We start from the raw sequence: 21,865 nt of genomic DNA on the forward strand, positions 1-21,865 counted from the left end.
CTCACAGCTCTTTCGCCAGCCGGTTGACGAAGTCGCGCGACTGCCCGGGGTCGAGTGATACGGCTTCCACCTTACGGAAGCGCGTTCGAAAAGCGGTGAGTTGGGCCTCGGAGTCGATGAAGGCCGAGCCGTGGGGGACGTCACGCACCACGGTGTCCAGTCTGGGAAGGGGGCCACCGGCGTACGTCATGGTGCTGGCGGCCGAGGCGAAGCCGTCCAGGTCGAAGGGGATCACGCGAAGGGTGATGTTCTCCGCTTCGGAGAGTTCGAGGAGCCTGCGGAGCTGGGCCCGGGAGGCGGCACGGTCACTGACCCTGATCCGCAGGGCCGACTCGTGGATCACCGACTCGTACGCGAGGGTGATCTGCTGGCGTCTCATCCGGTGCTCGACGCGCAACTCCAGCTCGTCATGGGTGAGTTCGGGAACCCTGGCCGAGAAGACGGCCCGGGCGTAGGTCTCCGTCTGGAGCAGTCCCGGTACGTACAGGATCGCCACCTCGTGCAGGTACGCGGCGTGGTGTTCCAGTTCGGCGAGGTCCAGGAACGAGTTGGGCAACTGACCTCGGTACTCCTCCCACCAGCCGCGTGTCCGGTCCGTGGCCATCGCGACCAGGGCGTCGACGAACTCCTGGTCCGTGCAGTCGTAGTGGGATGCGAGGCGGCGCAGCCGTTCGTCGCTCACGCCCGCGAGTCCGGATTCGATCTGGGTGATCTGGACTCGGTTCGCCCCGAGGAGCGCCGCCGCCTCGATGGTGGTGAGGCCGGCCCCCTCGCGGAGCCGCCGCAGTTCGACTCCCAGGCGCATCTGGCGTGCGGTCGGTTCGCGCCTCAGCACCATCGTTTGCTCCTCGGTTCAACATGCCTGCTGACGTGGCTCGTTCGGGGGCAGATTACGGGATCGGCTTGCCATGTATTACATGAAAGCCCTACCGTCAGTGACGTAGTGAACGCGATGTGCAAGCACGTCGCTGCAACGATCCCTCACATGAACGGAGTTCTTCGCATGCCCGAAAGCGCCCCCTGGGAGTACACGCTCCACATCCCGAACGACCTCCGAGCCGTCACCGTCGCCCGCCGTACCCTCCGCCTGATCCTCACCCTGCACGGCCTGATCCGCCTCACCGACACCGCGGAGCTGCTCGCGGCGGAGCTGGTCTCCAATGCCGTACGCCATACGAAAGGCCCCGCTGCCCTGCGAGTGCGCTGGTCCGCGGGGGTGTTGCGGATCGGCGCGTGGGACGCGGACCCCGAACCTCCGGAGCCGCCGGGGGAGTGGGATCTGTTGGGGGAGGTGGAGGAGGGGAGGGGGCTGGCGTTGGTGAAGGCGTGTGCCGATCTGTGGGGGGGGGGCAGCCGTTGGCCAGGCACGGTAACCGGGGGAAGTTCGTGTGGTGTGAGCTGGCCGCCGCCTGACCGGCGGGCTCAGATCTGTTCCTCGGGAGGGAAGCCTGTCCAGCGCAGCTCGGCGGGCAGGTGCCGCATGTCGTTGGAGACGAGGACGGACGCGGCTCGGCCGGGGGCGTAACGGATGACCGTGAGCGCCGCGTTGGCGTGGTTGAGGCCGAGCCAGCGCCACGTGGGGGCGTACATGGCGTCCCGGACGAGCCAGCCGACGAGGAAGTTGTGGGTGACGACCAGCTCGTGCCGGTCCTCCTCGCCGTCCACCGGTCCGGTGAACAGGTCGAGCGCCCGGCGGGCCAGTACGGCGCCCTGCTTCCGTTCCTCGTCGGTGGTGCCGGCGAGGAAGCGGAGGTAGTGGTCGGCGGATTCGGCGGGGAGTTCGTCTCGCCGGGGGACGTGGGGAACGTAGTCGCCGGCGACCTCCGAGACGAGCAGGGGGACGTTCTTGAGCTGGTCGTGGATCAGCCGGGCGGTCTGCGCCGCTCGCGGCAGCGGACCGTGGTGGACGGCCGTGAAGGGGATGTCCTGGAGGCGTCGGCCGAGCAGCGTGGCCTGCTGTCGGCCGGCCCGGGTCAGCCCGCTCTCGTCCGGCAACGCCTCACCGTGCCGGGCGAGATAGAGGTATCGGGTGGCTGTGCGGGTCTTCTCGAACTCCACGGTGAGCGGTCTCCTCGGCCTGTGCATCTGACGTGATCATGGTCGCTAACGTTTCGGCGCGGCTCGAAAGGGTGAACGTACTCCGCGTTTCCGGGTGGGCCGGTCGCTGATCAACCTACGTTGCGCGCATGGTCGGTGTTCGAGGTGCTGGGTGTCAGCCGGCCCCTTCGACTGCGGCACGCGCGGCTGGACGGCTCTGCGGGTGTATCCGCTGGTCGCAGGGCCCGACAACCTGCCGGTGATTACGGATGCCAGGACCGCGGCGAAGAACCTCGCCCTGGCCGTGCTCTCGGCGTTGGCGCACGCCCGCGACCCCGACTGCGACGCCGTACTGGAAGCGATCAGCAGCGCTCTTGAGGAACTCCGGGAGACCGATCCCGACACCGCCGAATACTTCTTCGACTTCCTGGAAGTCACCCCGGGCAAGACCCCAGCCGGAGAGAAATGGAATCGGATCATGTCGTTCGTCAGCTACTTCCCCGGCCGGGGAACCGTTCGTGAGACGGCCTACCTGGAGGGCAGGACGGAAGGCGAAGCCAAGGGGATCCTCTACGTCCTGGAAGTGCGCGGCATCCCCGTCACGGACAGCGTGCGTGAGCGCATCACCAGTTGCACCGACCTCGACCGGATGGACGCCTGGCTGGAGCGTTCCCGGACGGTCGAGCGGGCCGAGGACCTGTTCGCCGAGGACCCGGACGGATCGTAAAGTGCCCGGATGAGCATCATCGGGGTCGGTATCGACGTTGCCGAGATCGAGCGGTTCGCGGCGTCGCTGGAGCGTACGCCGGGGATGGCGCGGCGGCTGTTCCTGCACAGCGAGCTGACGCTGCCCAGCGGGGAGCGCCGGGGAGTCGCCTCGCTCGCCGCCCGCTTCGCCGCGAAGGAGGCCCTGGCCAAGGCGCTCGGCGCTCCGGCCGGCCTCCACTGGACCGACGCCGAGGTCTACGTCGAGGACAGCGGGCAGCCCCGGCTACGGGTCACCGGCACGGTGGCCGCCCGCGCCGCCGAACTGGGCGTGCGGTCCTGGCACGTGTCGCTGAGCCATGACGCAGGAGTCGCGTCGGCCGTGGTGATCGCGGAGGGGTGACCACCGACGCCGCCCTGCGTCGGCAGCTCTCAGGCGGCCTGGTCCCAGTCCGTGTGGATGTCCTGTTCGCTCCGGGGGTCATGACCCCCGCCGCCGGTCGACTTCTCGCGGGCGCGGAGCACGGCCCAGGCCACGGCCGACGCGCAGGTGAGGTCCCAGGGAAGCGTCCAGAACGTGTGCCACCAGCCGGTGTGCGGCGAGACGGTGATGTCGACGGCGGCCGCGGCCATGGCGGCGGCCAGGCTCCAGCACAGCAGCCGCCCGGCCCAGCGGACGGTCGGGGCGAGGGGCCCGCCGGGTCTTTCCGGATCGGTCATCGCGCGAACGTCCTCCACGGGATGGGCGGCGGCCGCGACCAGGGATGCGGCTGCGGCCGCGCTCGCCGAAACGCCCTCAGTGTGCGGTTCGGCCGGCACCCGCAAGGCGTCCTGGCTGTACTGCTTCGACAAGGCAGGCAACCTCACCTCCCAGGACGGCACCGCCGCCACCTGCCCCGCCAGCGCGGTCTTCACCTACAACGACGCAAGCCAGCTGACCGGCCAGACCGGCTCGGCCACGCCGTGGTCGTACGACAAACTCGGCAACGAAACAGCCGGCGGACGCGTGGCCGCCTCCGCGCGCACGAACGAGACCTGGACCGACTACAGCCAGCTCTCCGGCATCACCGTCGCCGGCACCGCCTACGACCTGGTCCACGCCGGCACCGACAACTCCGAGCGCACCAAGCTGGGTTCGACCTGGTTCCACCACACGGCACTGGGGCTGGCGTCCACGACGACGAACGGCGTCGACACCGGATTCATCCGTGAACCGGCGGGCACGTTGAACTCCATGACGACTGGGGGGAAGTCCTACTACTACCTCACCGACGCCACCGGCAACGTGCTCGGCCTGGTCGACGACGCGGGCAAGCGCACGCACACGTACGCCTACGGCCCGACGGGGCTGCCCCGAGGGACCACCACCGAGGCGGTCCCGCAGCCGTTCCGCTACAGCGGCGCCTACCTCGACCCCACGGGCGTGTACAAGATGGGCGCCCGCTACTACGACCCTCTCCGGCCAGGAGAGGAACCCGTACCTGTACGCGGGCGGCGACTTCATCAACAACAGCGATCCGACGGGGCTTTTCAGCTTCGGCGGTGTCACCGGAATCGGCGACTGGGTCACCTTGGCCTACCAGACGGCGACAGGTGACACGCAGGGAGCGAATGCCACCAAGATGGGCATGATGATGGGCATCGGGCTGGAAAGCCTGTGCATGGCCGGCGCGGCAGCGGGCACTTTCGCCACACTCGGCCTCTCCCTCGGTGCCGGTTTCACCGGCTGCTCGGCGGTGGCCGCGGGAGCTGCCGCGGGCACGACATACGTCTACGGTGCCGCCCTCCTCCGCCCCGGCACTTCCGATGGAGCGAAATGCGTGTATTGGCTGTAACGGTGTTCTCCATAATCGCTCTGATATGCGGTGCCCTCCTGGCGGTCGCAGGCACCAGCGACCTGGTGAACGGCAGCACCGGCCGTGGGCTCGTCGTCCTGCTCCCCGGAGCGGCCCTGATCGCGGCCGCCGCCTACTTTCTGCGGACCGCAAGGAGAAAGACATGACACTTGCCGCGTCTTCAGTCGACGGCGGTGACGAACATTTTCTGCGATTTTGCGAACCCGTATCTTCTGACACGCCTCAGGGAGACTGCGCATGCTTGCACTCGTCGGCCTCGCCAATGACCGGCCCGACGGCCCGTCGTGGTCCCCTTACCTGGCTATCGGCATGTTCGTCGCAGCCGCGATCTTCGTCGGCGTCATGTACGTCAAACGCCGTCGCTGATGTCCGGTAGTGGCCGGGGTGATGCTGTGCCGATCGCATGCGGAGTGATCGCTCGTGACAGCCGTGCGACCCCGTCGCAACCGCTCCAAGTGACAGATCGGCAGCGAAACGGGGCAGACTCGACCCCATGCGTACTGCGTACAACGTGGAGACGGTCAGGGCCGCCGAGCGGGAGTTGATGGCGCGGCTTCCGGAGGGCGCGCTGATGCAGCGGGCGGCCGCCGGGCTCGCCGCGGCCTGCGCGGATCTGCTGGGGCGGGTGTACGGCCGCCGGGTCGTGCTGCTCGTCGGGAGCGGGGACAACGGCGGGGACGCCCTCTTCGCCGGTGCCCGTCTGGCGCGGCGGGGCGCCGGGGTCACCGCCGTGCTGCTCGCGCCCGAGCGGGCCCACGCCGACGGGCTGGCCGCGCTGCGGCGGGCCGGGGGACGGGCCGTGGACGGCGACGGGCGGGCCGTAGGGGGCGGAGGGCCTGCCACCGGGACCCGCGGCGCCGAGCGGCTCATCGAGCAGGCCGACCTCGTCCTCGACGGGATCGTCGGCATCGGCGGCAAGGGCGGCCTGCGGCCCGACGCGGCCCGGCTCGCCGAGGTCGCCGAGCGGTCCCGCGCCGCCGTCGTCGCCGTGGATCTGCCGAGCGGGGTCGACGCCGACACCGGGGAGGTGCGCGGGGCGGCCGTGCGGGCCGACGTCACCGTCACGTTCGGGACGCACAAGCCGGGGCTGCTGGTCGATCCCGCGCGGGAGTACGCCGGGTCGGTGCGGCTCGTCGGCATCGGGCTCGCGCTTCCGGCGGAGGCCGAGCTGGAGGCGCTCCAACACGCCGACGTACGGCGGCTGTTGCCGGTGCCGACCGGTGAGAGCGACAAGTACCGGCGCGGAGTCGTCGGGATCGCCGCCGGGTCCGCGCGGTATCCGGGGGCCGCCGTGCTCGCCGTGTACGGGGCGCTGCGGGGCGGCGCCGGAGCCGTACGGTACGTCGGGCCCGCCGCGGACGCCGTGATCGCCCGTTTCCCCGAGACGCTCGTCTCCGACCGGGGGCCGACCCACGCCGGGCGGGTGCAGGCGTGGGTCGTCGGACCGGGGGCCGGGGACGACGCCTCGGCCGTCGGCGAGGTGCTGGCGTCCGACGTGCCGGTGCTGATCGACGCGGACGGGCTGCGGCTCGCCGACCGGGACGCCGTACGCGCGCGCAGCGCGCCGACCCTCATGACCCCGCACGCCGGAGAGGCCGCCGCGCTGCTCGGGGTGGCGCGCGAGGAGGTCGAGGGGTCGCGGCTCGCCTCCGCGCGGGAGCTTGCCGGGCGGTACGACGCGACCGTGCTGCTCAAGGGGTCGACCACGCTGGTCGCGGACTCCGGCGGCGGGGCCGTACGCGTGAACCCGACCGGTACGGCCTGGCTGGCCACCGCCGGCAGCGGGGACGTCCTCTCCGGTCTCGCCGGGTCCCTGCTCGCGTCCGGGCTGAGCGCTCTGGACGCCGGCAGCGTGGGCGCGTACCTGCACGGCCTCGCCGGACGGTTCGCGGCGGACGGGGCGCCGGTGGGGGCGCACGACGTGGCCGAGGCGGTACCGGCGGCCTGGCGGGACGTGACGGACGCCTGACGCACCGGGAGAACGCAGGGCCGCGCCCGGCAAACGGACCAGTGACGGCGAACTAGTACCTGATGGGACCAATACCCGTCGGTCGAATATGCGGAGCCGAAAGGGCGATGTTTCGCTGGCCGCATGGATGAGCCACACATACACGGCACCACCCGGCGAGAGTTGCTGGGCGGCGCGGCAGTTGTTCTGGGGAGTCCCGTTCTCGGTTTCCGCGGGGACGACCCTGATCCCTTAAAGGAAGAGGTGAAGGAGGAGCCCGGGGAAGAGCTGAAGGACGAGCCCGGCGGGAACTGCGGCAGCGACTACGACGCGGAATACGAGGATCTGCTGGCGGCCGCCGAGGACATCGAGGTCGACGACCGCGCCCTCGCACCAGCGAAATGGAGTCGCCCGATCCGGAAACGGGCCAGGGTGACGATGCGTTACCGGGTGCGCGGAAACTGGCTGGTCGGATACCACACCGGAGTGGATCTTGCCGTGCCGAAGGGCACCCCGGTGTACGCGGTGGGCACCGGTGTCGTCGTCCTGGCCAGCTGGTCGGGGTCGTACGGCAAGGCCGTGACGCTCAAGATGAGCGACGGGCGCTATGTGGTCTACGGCCATCTGAACCGCATCTCGGTCGCGCGCGGCGCCAAGGTCAAGGCCGGCACCCGCATCGGCAGCAGCGGCGCCACCGGGCGCGCCACCGGCCCGCACCTGCACTTCGAGGTGCGCGCCCGGCGCCCGTACGGTTCGGACATCGACCCCGTGAAGTATCTGGCCCGGCACGGTCTGAGCCTCTGACACGCGCGCGTGTGCGTCCCTGGGGACGCGCTCACCGGTGGTGTCAGTCGCCTCTGAGACACTGGGGGCGCCATGAACGAGACAGCAACCGCCCCGACCGCACCGCTGCGCGCCCGCGCCGAGATCGACCTGGCCGCGCTGCGGGCCAATGTGCGGGCCCTGCGCGCCCGCGCGTCGGGGGCCGCCCTCATGGCCGTGGTCAAGTCCGACGCGTACGGCCACGGCGCGGTGCCCTGCGCCCGCGCCGCGGTCGAGGCGGGCGCGGGCTGGCTCGGGACCGCCACCCCGGAGGAGGCCCTCGCGCTGCGGGAGGCGGGGCTGCCGGGGCGGATCATGTGCTGGCTGTGGACGCCCGGCGGGCCCTGGCGGGAGGCGATCGAGGCCGACCTCGACGTCTCCGTCAGCGGCATGTGGGCCCTCCGGGAGGTCACCGAGGCGGCCCGGCGGGCCGGCCTCCCCGCGCGCGTGCAGCTCAAGGCCGACACCGGACTCGGGCGGGGCGGCTGCCAGCCGGGCGAGGACTGGGCCGAGCTGGTCGCCGAGGCCCTGCGCGCGGAATCCGAAGGGCTCCTGCGGGTCACCGGCCTCTGGTCGCACTTCGCCTGCGCCGACGAGCCCGGGCACCCCTCGATCGCCGCCCAGCTCACCCTCTTCCGGGAGATGCTGGCGTACGCCGAGGGCCGGGGCGTGCGCCCCGAGGTGCGGCACATCGCCAACTCGCCGGCCACCCTCACCCTCCCGGAGAGCCACTTCGACCTCGTCCGGACCGGGATCGCGGTCTACGGCATCTCGCCCAGCCCGGAGATCGGCGGCCCCGCCGACTTCGGACTGCGCCCGGTGATGACGCTGTCGGCGTCGATCGCGCTGGTCAAGCGCGTCCCGGGCGGCCATGGCGTGAGCTACGGCCATCACTACGTCACCCCGGGCGCCACGACCCTCGGCCTGGTGCCCGTCGGCTACGCGGACGGCATCCCGCGGCACGCCTCCGGCGCCGGACCCGTGCTGGTCGACGGCAAGTGGCGCACGGTCGCCGGACGGATCGCCATGGACCAGTTCGTCGTGGACCTCGGCGGCGACGAGCCCGCCACCGGCACCCGGGCCGTGCTCTTCGGCCCCGGCGACCGGGGCGAGCCCACCGCCGAGGACTGGGCGCAGGCCGCGGGCACCATCGCGTACGAAATCGTGACCCGCATCGGAACGCGCGTTCCGCGCGTCTACGTGAATGAGGAACAAGCGGGGTAACCGCACAGTGCGTGCGAGAACAGCGAGTCCCGCGACACCGGTATGACCTGACGGTCACCCGAACCAGCGAACAGGAGCGGTACGTGAGCGAGAGCAGTCCGGAGGCCGTCGTCGACGCCGCCGCCTCGGTGGCCCTCGCCTCCGCTGCGGCGGCGGGTGGCGGCTGGCGCCGGGCGACCGGCATCGCGGGCGCCGCGATAGGCGTGGTCGCCGCAGGAGCCGCGGCCGGGGTGGCGATCGAGCGGCTCACCGTCGGACGCGGGATGCGGCAGAAGGCCCGCCTCGCCCTCGACTCGACCGGCCCGTACGGCGCGTTGCGGGGCACCCCCGGCAAGGCGTACGCCGACGACGGCACCGAGCTGTACTACGAGGTCGACGACGTCGACCCTCAGGCCGTGCCCCCGCTGTCGCCGCGCCGGCGCAGGCTGTTCGGGCGCAAGGCCCCCGCCCCCGTCACCGTCGTCTTCAGCCACGGCTACTGCCTCAGCCAGGACTCCTGGCACTTCCAGCGCGCGGCGCTCCGGGGCGTCGTACGGACCGTGCACTGGGACCAGCGCAGCCACGGGCGGTCCGGGCGGGGTGCGCGGCAGGTGCAGGACGGGGTGCCGGTCGACATCGAGCAGCTGGGACGCGACCTGAAGGCCGTCATCGACGCGGCCGTGCCCGAGGGGCCGATCGTGCTCGTCGGGCACTCCATGGGCGGGATGACCGTCATGGCGCTTGCCGACCAGTACCCCGAACTGATCCGCGACCGGGTGGTCGCGGTGGCTCTGGTCGGCACGTCGTCCGGGCGGCTCGGCGAGGTCAACTTCGGGCTGCCCGTCGCGGGCGTCAACGCCGTACGGCGGGTGCTGCCGGGCGTGCTCAAGGCGCTCGGGCAGCGGGCCGACCTGGTGGAGAAGGGGCGGCGGGCCACCGCCGACCTGTTCGCCGGGATCATCAAGCGCTACTCCTTCGCCTCCCGGGACGTCGACCCGGCCGTCGTCCGGTTCGCCGAGCGGATGATCGAGGGCACCCCGATCGACGTGGTCGCCGAGTACTACCCGGCGTTCGACAACCACGACAAGACCGCCGCCCTCGCCCACTTCGTGGACAAGCCGGTGCTCGTCCTGGCCGGGGTGGGGGACATGGTGACGCCGAGCGAGCACAGCGAGGCGATCGCCTCCCTGCTGCCGGAGGCGGAGCTGGTGCTGGTCCCGGACGCCGGGCACCTGGTCATGCTGGAACACCCGGAAGTGGTCACCGACCGCCTCGCCGACCTGCTCACCCGCGCGGGTGCCGTGCCCGCAGGGGCTACCGTTGGCGGTTATGGAAGCAGTACCGCGCAACCCGGTTGAGACCGAGCTGACCGTCACCTCCCCCGAGCAGATGCGCGAGCTGGGCCTGAAGCTCGCCAAGCTGCTGCGCGCGGGGGACCTCGTGATGCTCAGCGGAGAGCTCGGCGCGGGCAAGACGACGCTGACCCGCGGACTCGGTGAGGGGCTCGGGGTACGGGGGGCCGTGACCTCGCCGACCTTCGTGATCGCCCGCGTCCACCCGTCCCTGGGCGACGGGCCGCCGCTCGTCCACGTCGACGCGTACCGCCTGGGCGGCGGGCTCGACGAGATGGAGGACCTCGATCTCGACGTGTCGCTGCCCGAGTCGGTGATCGTCGTGGAGTGGGGCGAGGGCAAGGTCGAGGACCTGACCGACGACCGGCTCCAGGTACAGATCCACCGCGCGGTCGGTGACACCACCGACGAGGTGCGGCACGTGACGCTGACGCCGGTCGGCGAGCGGTGGTCCGCCGCGGACCTCGGCGTGCTCACGGCCTGAGCGTCGGCTTCGCTCTCCCGCGCGCGTTTCCGTGAACGTTCCGACAAGACGTCGGCAAGATATTGCGTTCGGCGTCTTGTGCGTGGTCACATGGTACCCAGTCCGTAGTTAGGTCTACCTAACCACGCCCGCCCCCGAACTCCAGGAGGCGTCCATGTCGGCCACCGAGAACCGGCCCCAGCCACAGCCGTACGCGCTCGTCGGCGGCGTGTCCATGCGCGATCTGCTGGCGTCCTGCGCGGCGGCGGAGGCCGTCTCGACACCGCCTCGGCTGCCCGACCCGGGGACGGCGCCGGCGGCCGCCGAGCGTCCGAAAGCGGCCTGAGGCGGGCTCAGCGGATCACGACCACCTTCGCGCCGATCGTCGCGAAGGACCACATCGCGTCGCCGTCCGCGCGGGACTCCCTGATGCCGCCCGTCCGCACGGGGGTGGCGTCGGGGGAGGGGGCGGCCGGCTCCTTCACGGCCGCGCTGAAGCCGATCGCCACGCCGTCGACGCCGGCGAAGCGGACCACGTGTTCGATGGGGGTGCCGTCGGTGCCGGTCACCGCGTTCGAGCGGGAAGTGACCGTGTAGGTGCCGGGAGCGGGGTGGATGTTCCCCGAAACGACCTCGAACGTACGGGTGACCCTGTTGCCGGGGCCGACGAGCCAGACCCGGCTGCCGTCCAGGGAGTACACGACGCGGGCCCCGGTGCCGGAGCCCGGGGGCAGGGCGGTGGGGTTCCGGTGGTCGCGGGCGGCCTTCGAGGTGACGACCGCCGGGGCAGTGCCGGCGTGCGCCCTGATGGGGGCCGTCGCGGAGGCCTGGTAGGCGAGGAAGCCGACCGTCGCGAGAGCCGCCGTGGTGAGGGCGGTCACGAAGGCCGCGTTGCTGGGCGCCACCGGTTCACCTCTTGAGTGGTTGGTCCTGATTTGTGGCGACGGTAGCAGGTTGTCGGTCCTGTGCCGTGCCGTCGTGGCGGGGCGTGCGGTTCCGCGCCCCTGTGCGGCCTGCGGCGGCCCCGGGCCCTCGGGAGCCGTAGGCTGTTTGCGTGCTCTTGCTCGCTCTGGATACCGCCACCCCCGCCGTGACCGTCGCCCTGCATGACGGGCGGGACGTCGTCGCCTCGTTCCGTCAGGTGGACGCGCGCCGGCACGGGGAGCTGTTGTTGCCGGCCGTCGACCGGGTGCTCGCGGACGCGGGGGTGAAGCTGGACGCGGTCACCGGGATCGTCGTCGGCATCGGCCCCGGGCCCTACACCGGTCTGCGCGTCGGCCTCATGACCGCCGACACCTTCGGGCTCGCCCTCGGAATCCCGGTGCACGGGATGTGCACCCTGGACGGACTCGCCTACGCGGCCGGCCTCGACGAGGGCCCCTTCGTCGTGGCGACCGACGCGCGGCGCAAGGAGGTCTACTGGGCCACCTACTCCGACCCCCGCACCCGCGTGAGCGACCCCGCCGTCGACCGGCCCGCCGACATCGCCGAGCAGGTCGGGGGGCTGCCCGCGGTCGGCGCCGGGGCGCTGCTCTACCCCGACACCTTCCCCGACGCCCGCGAGCCCGAGCACGTCACGGCCGCCGCGCTCGCCTCCCTCGCCGCCGAGCGGATCGCGGCAGGGGAGGAACTGCCCGCCCCCCGGCCGCTGTACCTGCGGCGGCCGGACGCGCAGGTCCCCAAGAACTACAAGGTGGTCACCCCCAAGTGACCACACCCGTGACCCCCGTGCTGCGCGAGATGCGGTGGTGGGACATCGACCCCGTCCTGGAGCTGGAGAAGGACCTCTTCCCGGAGGACGCCTGGTCCCGGGGCATGTTCTGGTCCGAACTCGCGCACTCCCGCGGCCCCGAGGCCACCCGGCGGTTCGTGGTGGCCGAGGAGGGCGAGCGGATCGTGGGGTACGCGGGCCTCGCCTCCGCCGGGGAGCTCGCCGACGTCCAGACGATCGCCGTCGCCCGCGACCACTGGGGCACCGGACTCGGGGCGACCCTGCTGACCGAGCTGCTGCGGGCCGCGACCGCCTTCGAGTGCGCCGAAGTGATGCTGGAGTGCCGGATCGACAACATCCGCGCCCAGAAGCTCTACGAGCGCTTCGGCTTCGAGGCCATCGGGTTCCGGCGCGGCTACTACCAGCCGGGCAACGTGGACGCCCTGGTGATGCGACTCACCGACCCTTCAACTTCCGTACGAGGAACCGAGATCAATGGCTGACGAACCGCTTGTCCTGGGCATCGAGACCTCCTGTGACGAGACCGGCGTCGGCATCGTCCGGGGCACCACCCTGCTGGCCGACGCCATCGCGTCCAGCGTCGACGAGCACGCCCGGTTCGGTGGCGTGGTGCCGGAGGTGGCCAGCAGGGCCCACCTGGAGGCGATGGTGCCGACCATCGAGCGCGCCCTGAAGGAGGCCGGTGTCTCCGCGAGGGACCTCGACGGCATCGCCGTGACCGCCGGGCCCGGACTCGCCGGCGCCCTGCTCGTCGGGGTCTCCGCCGCGAAGGCCTACGCCTACGCCCTCGGCAAGCCCCTCTACGGCGTCAACCACCTCGCCTCCCACATCTGCGTCGACCAGCTGGAGCACGGGGCGCTGCCCGAGCCGACGATGGCGCTGCTGGTGTCCGGCGGGCACTCGTCCCTGCTGCTGTCCTCGGACATCACCTCCGACGTCCGCCCCATGGGCGCGACCATCGACGACGCGGCCGGCGAGGCCTTCGACAAGATCGCCCGGGTGCTGAACCTCGGCTTCCCGGGCGGCCCGGTCATCGACCGGTACGCGCGCGAGGGCGACCCGTCGGCGATCGCGTTCCCGCGCGGACTGACCGGGCCGCGGGATCCGGCGTACGACTTCTCCTTCTCCGGCCTCAAGACGGCGGTGGCCCGCTGGATCGAGGCCAAGCGGGCCGCGGGCGAGGAGGTGCCGGTGCGTGACGTGGCGGCCTCCTTCCAGGAGGCGGTGGTGGACGTGCTGACCCGCAAGGCCGTGCGGGCCTGCAAGGACGAGGGCGTCGACCACCTCATGATCGGCGGCGGCGTGGCCGCGAACTCGCGGCTGCGGGTGCTGGCCCAGGAGCGCTGCGAGGCGGCGGGTATCCGACTCCGGGTGCCCCGGCCCAAGTTGTGCACCGACAACGGCGCGATGGTCGCGGCGCTGGGCGCGGAGATGGTGGCCCGCAACCGCCCCGCCTCCAGCTGGGACCTCTCCGCCGACTCCTCCCTGCCGGTGACCGACCCGCACGTGCCCGGCCACGACCACGTCCACGAGGTCAGCAAGGAGAACCTGTACTCGTGACGGTCGCGCTGATGTGGGAGGCCCGGGCGGCCGAGGGCCGCGGCGAGGAACTGCTCGCCTGGGCCCGCGATCAGGAGCTTCCCGTACGGCCGTTGCGGCGCGAGACGTTCCGGGCGCCCGAGGACCGCGTCCTGGTCATCACGTGGTGGGACGCGGCCTACGACGCCGAGCTGCCCGAACTCCCGGAGCCGGACGGGGACTTGGCCGGCCGGGCCGTGCACCGGTGGCGGTTCGAGTCGGTGGGGGAGGAGTGAGGCGGGGCGGCCTTGGGCCGAGCTGAGCGCGCTGAGCTGGGCGCGGACCTGTCACCCCGGTCCGCGCCGAACTCACCCCGGTCCGCGCCGAACTCACCCCGTCCGATCTCAGCCCGTCCCCGACACCTCCGTGTCGCAGCGCAGCCGTCGGTCCGGGCCCACCTCCCGTACCGGGCCCGTGACGTGCAGCAGTGCCGTGTGCCGGACCTCCGCGCTCGACGCCGAGAGCCGTAGCTCCAGGTCGCCCGGTTCGACGATCCGGCGGCCCTTGCGGTCGGTGAAGGCCGACAGCTCCGCGTGGAAACGGAAGGTCACCCGACGGGACTCGCCCGGGTCCAGCTCCAGCCGCTGGTAGCCGATCAGGCGGACGTCCGGGCGGGTCACCGAGGCCACCGGGTCGTGCAGATACAGCTGGACGACCTCGGCGCCCGCGCGGTCGCCCGTGTTGCGCACGGTCAGCGCGAGGTCGTAGGAGCCCTCGGTGGTGATCCGTGGTGCCGAGCCCTCGAAGTCCTCCCACACGAACTCCGTGTAGGAGCGCCCGTGCCCGAAGGCGTACAGCGGGGTCGGGTCCAGGTTGCTCGCGCCGCCCGCGAGGCCGAGCGGCGGCTGGAGGTAGGTCCACGGCTGGCCGCCCGGCACCTGCGGGACGCTCACCGGGAGACGGCCCGAGGGGTTCACCCGGCCCGAGAGGACTCCGGCGACCGCCGGGCCGCCCTCCTCGCCGGGGAAGAAGGCCTGGACGACCGCGCCGAGCCGCCCGTGCCAGCGGCCGAGCGCGTAGGGGCGGCCGGTGAGGAGGACCAGGACGACCGGGACACCGGTCGCGACCAGGGAGTCCAGCAACTGGCCCTGGACGCCGGGCAGTCGCAGGTCCGTCACGTCGCAGCCCTCGCCCGAGGTGCCCCGCCCGAACAGGCCGGCCCGGTCACCGAGCACCGCCACGCAGACGTCTGCCTCGGCCGTGCGGGCCACCGCCTCCTCGAAGCCCCCGGTGTCCGGGTCGTCGACCCCGCAGCCCTCGGTGAACGTCACCTTGGCGTCGGGGAGTTCGGCGCGCAGCGCCTGAAGGACCGTGGGGATCTCGATGCCCATCGGGATGTCGGGGTGGTGGGTGAGGACGTGGGAGGGGAAGGAGTAGCAGCCCAGCATGGCCAGGGCGTCGGCGGCGCGGGGGCCGACGACCGCGATCCGGGTGTCCGGGGCCAGCGGCAGCAGGCCGTCCGGGTTGTCGAGGAGGACCACCGACTCCTCGGCGAGGCGCCGGGCCAGGGCGCGGTTGGCCGTCGAGTCGAGGTCGATCCGCTCGGCGGGCTCCGGGTTCCAGTCCTCGTCCAGGAGGCCCAGCTCGCACTTCTGGAGCAGGACCCGGCGGGCCGCCCGGTCGATCAGTGTCTCGGGGACCTCGCCCGCGCGGACCGCCTCGATGAGCGGCTTGCCGTAGCACTTCACCGTCGGCAGCTCGACGTCCAGGCCCGCCGCGAGCGCCGCGTGGGCCGCGCCCGCCTCGGTGCCGGCGATGCGGTGCTGGGTCTGCAGGAAGCCGACGCCGAAGTAGTCGGCGACCACCGTGCCGGTGAACCCCCACTGCTCGCGCAGCAGTTCGGTCAGCAGGCCGGGGTCGGCGGAGGCCGGCACGCCGTCGGTGTCGGTGTACGCGGCCATCACCGAGCGGGCCCCGCCCTCGCGCAGGGCGAACTCGAAGGGCGGCAGGGTGATGTCGGCGAACTCCCGCACCCCCGCCCGCACGGGCGCGAGGTTACGGGCGCCGGCCGAGGCGGCGTACCCGGCGAAGTGTTTGAGCGTGGCGACGATCCCGGCCGACTCCAGGCCCCGGACATAGGCGGCGCCGATCGTGCCCACCAGGTACGGGTCCTCGCCGATCGTCTCCTCGACCCGTCCCCAGCGCGGGTCGCGGACGACGTCCAGGACGGGGGCCAGACCCTGGTGGACGCCGACCGAGCGCAGGTCGCGGCCGATGGCACCGGCCATCTCCTCGACCAGTTCGGCGTTCCAGCTCGCGCCCCAGGCGAGCGGGACCGGATAGGCGGTGGCCCCCCAGGTGGTGAAGCCGGCCAGGCACTCCTCGTGCGCGAGCGCCGGGATGCCGAATCGGCCCGCCTCGGCGATACGGCGCTGGGCGCGGGCCAGTGCCTGCGCGCCCAGCGCCGGGTCCACGGGGGCGGTGCCGAAGGAGCGGGTGAGCTGGCCCAGTCCTCGGGTGATCAGCTCGTCCCAGTCGTAGTCGGCGGTCATCTCGCTCTGGAGGGGGGCGACTCCGTCCCCGTCCGTACCGGCGCCCACCCACACGCCGTAGAGCTGGGCGGTCTTCTCCTCCAGGGTCATCCGGGAGAGGAGGTCGTCGACGCGGGCGGAGGCGGTCAGGGCGGGGTCACGCCAAGGCGCGGTGGTCATGTAACTCCTGTCGGGCTCGACTGTCGGGTCGACGACCTTCGCGAATGTTTCGATGTGAGATCCGAATGTTTTGGGAACCTAGAGCCGTCAGGAGGGTTCGTCAAGAGGTCGCGCAGGGATACGATCGCCGCCATGACACCCCCGGAGCCCGCTGAAACCCGGACGACTTCCCCGACTTCCTCGACGGCTGGACGGTCGCCGCAGACCGCCACGCTCGCCGAGATCGCCCGGGAAGCCGGCGTTTCGGCGCCGACAGTTTCGAAGGTCCTCAACGGCCGGGCCGATGTCGCGCCCGCGACCCGCGCCCGCGTCGAGGATCTGCTGCGCGCGCACGGCTACCGGCGCCGGCGTGCCGAGGCCAGCCGCTCCCCCCTGATCGACCTGGTCTTCCACGAGCTGGAGAGCGCGTGGGCGATGGAGGTCATCCGGGGGGTGGAGAACGTGGCCCGCGACGCCGGGCTGAGCGTGGTCCTGAGCGAGAGCGCGGGGCGGCTCACGCCCGGGCGCACCTGGGCCGACCAGGTCGCCGCCCGCCGCCCGCACGGCGTGGTGCTCGTGCTGTCCGGGCTCGACGGCTCCCAGCGCGCGCTGCTCAACAGCAGGTCGATCCCGTTCGTGGTGATGGACCCGGCCGGCGATCCGGGCGCCGATGTGCCCTCCATCGGTGCCACCAACTGGCAGGGCGGGCTCGCCGCGACCCGGCACCTGGTCGAGCTCGGGCATCGCAGGATCGGCGCGATCACCGGACCGTCCCGCATGATGTGCAGCCGCGCCCGGATCGACGGCTACCGGGCCGCCCTGGAGACGGCGGGACTGCCCGTCGACCCCGAGCTGATCATGGCCGGCGACTTCCATCACGAGACCGGCTACCGGCAGGGCCTGGAACTGCTGCGCCGCCCGGACCGGCCCACGGCCGTCTTCGCGGGCAACGACCTCCAGGCGCTCGGCCTGTACGAGGCCGCGCGCGAGCTGGGGCTGCGCATCCCGGAGGACCTGAGCGTGGTCGGGTTCGACGACCTTCCGGTGGCGCCGTGGGTGGGGCCGCCGCTGACGACCGTACGGCAGCCGCTGACCGAGATGGCCGAGGCCGCGGCGAAGCTGGTGCTCGACCTGGGCCGGGAGGGGGACGACCCGGCGGCGACACGGGTGGAGCTGGCCACGAGCCTGGTGGTGCGGAGCAGTACGGGGCGCTGCGCTGGGCCCGGGCGGGGCGTCTAGGGGGTGCCGGGTCGGGTGGTCGGGCGGTGCGGGGCCGTCGTGGCTGGTCGCGCGGTTCCTCGCGCCGCTCGGGGTGGGTGACCTTGACGGGGCGCTGCGCTGGGCCCGGGCGGGGCGTCTAGGGGGTGCCGGGTCGGGTGGTCGGGCGGGTGCGGGGCCGTCGTGGCTGGTCGCGCGGTTCCCCGCGCCGCTCGGGGTGGGTGACCTTGACGGATGATATGCCTGCGCCCACACTCCTCCGAAGCCAATCGGTTGTACGACCGAAACTTTCGGAGGCACCCGCATGAGATCTCTGAGAACCGGCTTACCGCTCCTCCTCCTGGGCGCGCTCCTGGCCACCGCGCCCGCCGCACACGCCGCCGACACCCCGCTCCGTGACCTCGCCGCCGCCAAGGGCAAGGTCATCGGCACGGCCGTCACCGGCTCCAAGCTCACCGGCACCTACGGCGACCTGGCCGGGACGCAGTTCAACTCGCTGACCCCCGGCAACGCCATGAAGTGGGGCTCGGTCGAGCCGAACCGCGGCAGCTACAACTGGGCCGAGGCCGACCAGATCGTGAACTTCGCCGAGGCCCACGGGCAGCAGGTGCGCGGCCACACCCTGGTCTGGCACAGCCAGAACCCCGGCTGGCTGACCAACGGCACCTGGACCGCGGCCCAGCTCGGCCAGCTCCTCGACGACCACATCGCGCTGGAGGTGGGCCGGTACAAGGGCCGGCTCGCCGCCTGGGACGTCGTCAACGAACCCTTCAACGAGGACGGCACCTACCGCCAGAGCCTCTGGTACAACGGCCTCGGCACCGGCTACATCGCCCGCGCCCTCACCGCCGCCCGCGCCGCCGACCCGGCCGCCAAGCTGTACATCAACGACTACAACGTCGAGGGCGTCAACGCGAAGAGCACGGCCCTGTACAACCTGGTCAAGTCCCTCAAGCAGCAGGGCGTCCCGATCGACGGTGTCGGACTCCAGGCCCACCTCATCGTCGGCCAGGTGCCCTCGACGCTCCAGCAGAACATCCAGCGCTTCGCCGACCTCGGCGTGGACGTGGCGATCACCGAGCTGGACATCCGGATGACGCTGCCCTCCGACAGCGCGAAGCTGACCCAGCAGGCCGCCGACTACAAGGCCGTCATGAACGCCTGCGTGGCGGTCGCCCGCTGCGTCGGCGTCACCGTGTGGGGCTTCACCGACTCCGACTCCTGGATCCCGAGCACCTTCCCGGGACAGGGTGCGGCGACGCCGTACGACGAGAACTACGCACCGAAACCGGCGTACCACGCGATCGCGGAGGCGCTCGGCGGGACGACCACACCGCCGCCGACGGGTGCGTGCGGCGCGGCCTACAGCGTGACCAGCCAGTGGGACACCGGCTTCACCGGCCAGGTGAAGATCTCCTGCTCGGGTGCCGCGCTGTCGTCGTGGAAGGTCGGCTGGACGTACGGGGCCGGGCAGCGGATCACCCAGGCCTGGAACGCGACCTGCACCCAGTCGGGCACCGCGGTCAGCTGCTCCGACGCCTCCTACAACGGCACCGTGCCGGACGGCGGCTCGGTGACCTTCGGCTTCAACGGCTCATGGAACGGGAGCAATCCGGTACCGGCCGTGACCCTGGGCTAGAAGTCTGAGATTTTCCGAAGAAAGCTGTCCGCGAGGCGTTCCTCGTAATAATTCGGACTTATGTTCCTCCCTGTGAGCGGAGACGACGAGGGAAGACGAGTGGGCCGGCGGCCGAGAGTGCTGAAGGTCGTCGGCCTCACCCTGGCGGGTGCGCTGGCCGCGGGGTGCGCGGTGGCCGGGTGGGCGTACTGGCATCTCAACAGCAACATCAAGAGCGTCGACATCGACAGCGCGCTCGGTGACAACCGTCCCGCCAAGGTGACCCCGGCCCCCTCCGCCTCGCAGGAGGCTCCGCTGCCCACCGAGGCCGTCAACATCCTGGTCCTCGGCTCCGACTCGCGCAGCGGCAAGGAGAACCAGGAGCTCGGCGGCGGCAGCAGCACCGGGGCCCGGTCCGACACCGCGATGGTCGTGCACATCGACGCGGGCCGCACCTCGGCCACCGTGGCCAGCATCCCGCGCGACACCCTCGTCACCCGCCCGTCGTGCCCGCTGCCCGACGGCGGCTCCACGGCGGTGGCCTACGGCGCGATGTTCAACAGCGCCTACGCGGTGGGCGGTCCGGTGTGCGCGGTCAAGACCGTCGAGTCGATCACGAACGTCCGCATGGACCACTACATCGAGATCGACTTCTCCGGCTTCGCGAAGCTGGTGAACGCCGTCGGCGGAGTCACCGTCACCACCGACGAGGACATCGACGACGACGACAGCCACCTGCACCTGAAGGCCGGCCCCCACCACCTGGACGGCAGAACGGCCCTCGCGCTCGCCCGCACCCGGCACGGCATAGGCGACGGCAGCGACCTCGGCCGCATCGGCCTGCAGCAGAAGCTGGTGAAGGCCCTGCTGGAGCAGATCTCCGCCACCGACCTCCTGACCAGCCCGGCCAAGCTGTACTCCGTCGCCGACGCCCTCACCGGCAGCCTCACCACCGACACCGGCCTCGACTCCCTGACCGAGCTGATGAGCCTCGGCGAGAGCCTGAAGGGCCTGTCGAGCGACCAGGTGAAGACCGTGACCATGCCGGTGGTGACCGCACCCTCCGACCCCAACCGGGTGGTGGCGAAGGAGCCGGCGGCGAGCGAGCTGTGGGAGTCGCTCCGCTGAGGCTTTCGCTGACGTGTTCACCGAAAAACTGGACGCCTGCTGCAACCAGCGGGCGTCCAGTGGTGTCTGTTGCGGTGACCACACTGCAGTAACCAGGGGGAATTCCGATGTCCAACTCGCGTTCGTACAGAGCCTGGTCCGTGCCGCTGATCGCCGGTGTCCTCGCGCTCGGCGGGATTCCGGCCCTCGCCGGCAGCGCCGCGGCGGCCGAATCGAAGGCCGTCCAGAACGACTTCAACGGCGACGGCTACAAGGACCTCGCCGTCGGCGCCCCGATCGCCACCGTCGGCGGCAAGCGGGGGGCGGGCTACGTCACCGTCATGTACGGCGGCCCGCACGGCCTGACCAAGGACCGCCGCACCATCATCAGCCGTTCCACCAGCGGGATCCCGGGCGCTCCCGCCGAGGGCGAGAACTTCGGCTACCAGCTGTCCACGGGGGACCTGGACGGCGACGGGCGCACCGACCTGATCATCGGACAGGCGGACTCGAACCGGGACGCGGTCGTCGTCTGGGGCGCCAAGGAGGGCCTGTCCGGCGGGGTCTCCGTGCCGGCGGCGACCACCCAGGCGGGCGACTTCGACGGCGACAGCTGGCCGGACCTGGTCCTGTTCCGCGGCGGCCGTGCCCCGGGCGACGACCCGCTCGGCACCGAGGCCACCGTCTGGCGGGGCCCGATCTCCAGGGCCGGGAAGCCGACCGCCACGCAGGACTTCGGCTCGCCCAGGGTGGAGCCCTTCGACGTGATGTACGCGGCCGCCGGGGACGTCAACGGCGACGGCCGCGACGACATCGCGCTGACCGTCTACACCGGTGACGGCGGCATCGGCTCCCAGCTCTACCTGGCCAACGCGTCCGGAGGCGCCTTCACCTATGCCGACGGCCCCGATGGCAGCGGCCAGGTGGCCTTCGGCGACGTCAACCACGACGGCTACGACGACGTCGTCCAGGGCGTCCCGAACCAGTCCGCGGTCACCGTGGCCCTCGGCTCGGCCTCCGGTCTGAAGCCGGAGTCGACCTGGAAGTCGTACAGCCAGGACACCGAGGGGGTCTCCGGCGCCACGGAGGAGGAGGACCGTTTCGGCGACGCGGTGGCCGCCCGTGACGTCAACGGCGACGGGTACGCCGACGTGGCCGTGGGCTCGCCCGGCGAGAAGCTCGGCGAGAAGGACGCGGCGGGCATGGTCAACGTCCTCTACGGCAGCCGCGGCGGCCTGACCGGCAAGGGCTCCCAGGGCTTCACCCAGGACACCGAGGGCGTCCCGGGGGCCGTGGAGGCGAACGACACCTTCGGTGGGTCGGTCAGCCTGCTCGACATCAACGGGAACGGCTACGCGGACCTCGCCGCGGCGGCGCCCCGCGAGAACGCCCAAGGCGCGGTCTGGTCGCTGCGCGGGCGCCCGGCCGGCATCGTGACGGACGCGGCGTTCACCTTCGGACCCCGCACGGTCGGGGCGCCGGTCGAGCGGCCGTTCTTCGGCGGCTCGCTGTCGTAGCAGGTCAGGCCCATGCTTGAGGGGCCGGGAAAAAATCTCCGAAGAAATCCGCGGGGTCTGTCGATCCCGGCCTCTCCCG

25 protein-coding genes and 1 pseudogene are annotated in these 21,865 nt (G+C 72.0%); 21 read left to right on the plus strand and 5 right to left on the minus strand.

Annotated features, from left to right (window positions below; all coding sequences use genetic code 11):
• Window position 1 precedes the first annotated feature (1 nt).
• Window positions 2-838, minus strand: a complete 837-nt coding sequence (locus ACFYZ8_RS42505) for a helix-turn-helix domain-containing protein (RefSeq protein WP_388541865.1) — start codon at window positions 836-838, stop codon at window positions 2-4.
• Window positions 839-1,003: 165 nt separating this feature from the next.
• Between ACFYZ8_RS42505 and ACFYZ8_RS42510 the strand changes: the two are divergent.
• Window positions 1,004-1,413 (plus strand): annotated as a pseudogene (locus tag ACFYZ8_RS42510) (ATP-binding protein).
• A 9-nt stretch (window positions 1,414-1,422) separates the two neighbouring features.
• On the opposite strand, the gene ACFYZ8_RS42515 reads toward ACFYZ8_RS42510, so the two are convergent.
• Window positions 1,423-2,058 carry a histidine phosphatase family protein gene (locus tag ACFYZ8_RS42515; RefSeq protein WP_388541868.1) on the minus strand — a complete coding sequence of 212 codons (636 nt, stop codon included), beginning with the start codon at window positions 2,056-2,058 and terminating at the stop codon, window positions 1,423-1,425.
• A gap of 151 nt (window positions 2,059-2,209) precedes the next feature.
• Between ACFYZ8_RS42515 and ACFYZ8_RS42520 the strand changes: the two genes are divergently transcribed.
• The gene (locus ACFYZ8_RS42520) at window positions 2,210-2,764 is read left to right on the plus strand and encodes a hypothetical protein (RefSeq protein WP_388541871.1); all 555 of its coding nucleotides are present in this window, start codon (window positions 2,210-2,212) and stop codon (window positions 2,762-2,764) included.
• A 9-nt stretch (window positions 2,765-2,773) separates the two neighbouring features.
• Window positions 2,774-3,145, plus strand: coding sequence for a holo-ACP synthase (locus ACFYZ8_RS42525; protein WP_388541874.1), 372 nt, complete (start codon window positions 2,774-2,776; stop codon window positions 3,143-3,145).
• A 29-nt stretch (window positions 3,146-3,174) separates the two neighbouring features.
• Here ACFYZ8_RS42525 and ACFYZ8_RS42530 read toward each other — a convergent pair whose 3' ends face one another.
• Window positions 3,175-3,462, minus strand: coding sequence for a hypothetical protein (locus tag ACFYZ8_RS42530; RefSeq protein ID WP_388541876.1), 288 nt, complete (start codon window positions 3,460-3,462; stop codon window positions 3,175-3,177).
• 79 nt (window positions 3,463-3,541) lie between these two features.
• Here ACFYZ8_RS42530 and ACFYZ8_RS42535 point away from each other — a divergent pair, with 79 nt between their 5' ends.
• The 10 genes from ACFYZ8_RS42535 (at window position 3,542) to ACFYZ8_RS42580 (ending at window position 10,732) form a co-directional block, all read left to right on the plus strand.
• Window positions 3,542-4,339: a hypothetical protein gene (locus ACFYZ8_RS42535; RefSeq protein ID WP_388541879.1), complete on the plus strand. Its 798-nt coding sequence runs from the start codon at window positions 3,542-3,544 to the stop codon at window positions 4,337-4,339.
• Between the two features lie 25 nt (window positions 4,340-4,364).
• Window positions 4,365-4,577: a hypothetical protein gene (locus ACFYZ8_RS42540; RefSeq protein WP_388541881.1), complete on the plus strand. Its 213-nt coding sequence runs from the start codon at window positions 4,365-4,367 to the stop codon at window positions 4,575-4,577.
• Window positions 4,578-4,579: 2 nt separating this feature from the next.
• Window positions 4,580-4,744, plus strand: coding sequence for a hypothetical protein (locus tag ACFYZ8_RS42545; protein ID WP_388541884.1), 165 nt, complete (start codon window positions 4,580-4,582; stop codon window positions 4,742-4,744).
• Window positions 4,745-4,835: 91 nt separating this feature from the next.
• Window positions 4,836-4,964: a hypothetical protein gene (locus ACFYZ8_RS42550; protein ID WP_388541887.1), complete on the plus strand. Its 129-nt coding sequence runs from the start codon at window positions 4,836-4,838 to the stop codon at window positions 4,962-4,964.
• 127 nt (window positions 4,965-5,091) lie between these two features.
• Window positions 5,092-6,567: an NAD(P)H-hydrate dehydratase gene (locus ACFYZ8_RS42555; protein WP_388541890.1), complete on the plus strand. Its 1,476-nt coding sequence runs from the start codon at window positions 5,092-5,094 to the stop codon at window positions 6,565-6,567.
• A gap of 123 nt (window positions 6,568-6,690) precedes the next feature.
• Window positions 6,691-7,350, plus strand: coding sequence for a M23 family metallopeptidase (locus ACFYZ8_RS42560; RefSeq protein WP_388541893.1), 660 nt, complete (start codon window positions 6,691-6,693; stop codon window positions 7,348-7,350).
• A 72-nt stretch (window positions 7,351-7,422) separates the two neighbouring features.
• Window positions 7,423-8,592, plus strand: coding sequence for an alanine racemase (gene alr, locus ACFYZ8_RS42565; protein ID WP_359031337.1), 1,170 nt, complete (start codon window positions 7,423-7,425; stop codon window positions 8,590-8,592).
• 83 nt (window positions 8,593-8,675) lie between these two features.
• The gene (locus ACFYZ8_RS42570; protein WP_388541896.1) at window positions 8,676-9,929 is read left to right on the plus strand and encodes an alpha/beta fold hydrolase; all 1,254 of its coding nucleotides are present in this window, start codon (window positions 8,676-8,678) and stop codon (window positions 9,927-9,929) included.
• Window positions 9,901-10,407: a tRNA (adenosine(37)-N6)-threonylcarbamoyltransferase complex ATPase subunit type 1 TsaE gene (tsaE, locus tag ACFYZ8_RS42575; protein WP_359031335.1), complete on the plus strand. Its 507-nt coding sequence runs from the start codon at window positions 9,901-9,903 to the stop codon at window positions 10,405-10,407. Before ACFYZ8_RS42570 ends, tsaE begins: the two co-directional genes overlap by 29 nt.
• Before the next feature lie 154 nt (window positions 10,408-10,561).
• Window positions 10,562-10,732: a hypothetical protein gene (locus ACFYZ8_RS42580; RefSeq protein ID WP_359031334.1), complete on the plus strand. Its 171-nt coding sequence runs from the start codon at window positions 10,562-10,564 to the stop codon at window positions 10,730-10,732.
• Window positions 10,733-10,739: 7 nt separating this feature from the next.
• Here ACFYZ8_RS42580 and ACFYZ8_RS42585 read toward each other — a convergent pair whose 3' ends face one another.
• Window positions 10,740-11,291, minus strand: coding sequence for a hypothetical protein (locus ACFYZ8_RS42585; RefSeq protein ID WP_388541900.1), 552 nt, complete (start codon window positions 11,289-11,291; stop codon window positions 10,740-10,742).
• A 149-nt stretch (window positions 11,292-11,440) separates the two neighbouring features.
• Between ACFYZ8_RS42585 and tsaB the strand changes: the two genes are divergently transcribed.
• The 4 genes from tsaB to ACFYZ8_RS42605 are packed head-to-tail and all read left to right on the plus strand — an operon-like array spanning window position 11,441 to window position 13,932.
• The gene (gene tsaB, locus ACFYZ8_RS42590) at window positions 11,441-12,097 is read left to right on the plus strand and encodes a tRNA (adenosine(37)-N6)-threonylcarbamoyltransferase complex dimerization subunit type 1 TsaB (RefSeq protein WP_359031332.1); all 657 of its coding nucleotides are present in this window, start codon (window positions 11,441-11,443) and stop codon (window positions 12,095-12,097) included.
• Window positions 12,094-12,600, plus strand: coding sequence for a ribosomal protein S18-alanine N-acetyltransferase (gene rimI / locus ACFYZ8_RS42595; RefSeq protein ID WP_359031331.1), 507 nt, complete (start codon window positions 12,094-12,096; stop codon window positions 12,598-12,600). The genes tsaB and rimI overlap by 4 nt, the downstream gene beginning before the upstream one ends.
• Window positions 12,593-13,678: a tRNA (adenosine(37)-N6)-threonylcarbamoyltransferase complex transferase subunit TsaD gene (gene tsaD / locus ACFYZ8_RS42600; RefSeq protein WP_359031330.1), complete on the plus strand. Its 1,086-nt coding sequence runs from the start codon at window positions 12,593-12,595 to the stop codon at window positions 13,676-13,678. The genes rimI and tsaD overlap by 8 nt, the downstream gene beginning before the upstream one ends.
• Window positions 13,675-13,932: a hypothetical protein gene (locus ACFYZ8_RS42605; RefSeq protein ID WP_359031329.1), complete on the plus strand. Its 258-nt coding sequence runs from the start codon at window positions 13,675-13,677 to the stop codon at window positions 13,930-13,932. The genes tsaD and ACFYZ8_RS42605 overlap by 4 nt, the downstream gene beginning before the upstream one ends.
• A gap of 108 nt (window positions 13,933-14,040) precedes the next feature.
• On the opposite strand, the gene ACFYZ8_RS42610 is transcribed toward ACFYZ8_RS42605, so the two are convergent.
• Window positions 14,041-16,347, minus strand: a complete 2,307-nt coding sequence (locus ACFYZ8_RS42610) for a glycoside hydrolase family 3 N-terminal domain-containing protein (protein WP_388541904.1) — start codon at window positions 16,345-16,347, stop codon at window positions 14,041-14,043.
• A 132-nt stretch (window positions 16,348-16,479) separates the two neighbouring features.
• Here ACFYZ8_RS42610 and ACFYZ8_RS42615 point away from each other — a divergent pair, with 132 nt between their 5' ends.
• From ACFYZ8_RS42615 to ACFYZ8_RS42630, 4 genes are all read left to right on the plus strand, one after another.
• Window positions 16,480-17,565: a LacI family DNA-binding transcriptional regulator gene (locus ACFYZ8_RS42615; protein WP_359031327.1), complete on the plus strand. Its 1,086-nt coding sequence runs from the start codon at window positions 16,480-16,482 to the stop codon at window positions 17,563-17,565.
• A 283-nt stretch (window positions 17,566-17,848) separates the two neighbouring features.
• Window positions 17,849-19,183 carry an endo-1,4-beta-xylanase gene (locus ACFYZ8_RS42620; RefSeq protein WP_388541907.1) on the plus strand — a complete coding sequence of 445 codons (1,335 nt, stop codon included), beginning with the start codon at window positions 17,849-17,851 and terminating at the stop codon, window positions 19,181-19,183.
• 60 nt (window positions 19,184-19,243) lie between these two features.
• Window positions 19,244-20,290, plus strand: coding sequence for an LCP family protein (locus tag ACFYZ8_RS42625; protein ID WP_388541910.1), 1,047 nt, complete (start codon window positions 19,244-19,246; stop codon window positions 20,288-20,290).
• Between the two features lie 107 nt (window positions 20,291-20,397).
• Entirely contained in the window at window positions 20,398-21,786 is a 1,389-nt protein-coding gene (locus ACFYZ8_RS42630) for an FG-GAP and VCBS repeat-containing protein (protein ID WP_388541912.1), read from the plus strand.
• The last annotated feature ends 79 nt before the right edge of the window (window positions 21,787-21,865 follow it).

This window comes from Streptomyces sp. NPDC001668, from assembly GCF_042893155.1.
GTDB lineage: Bacteria > Actinomycetota > Actinomycetes > Streptomycetales > Streptomycetaceae > Streptomyces.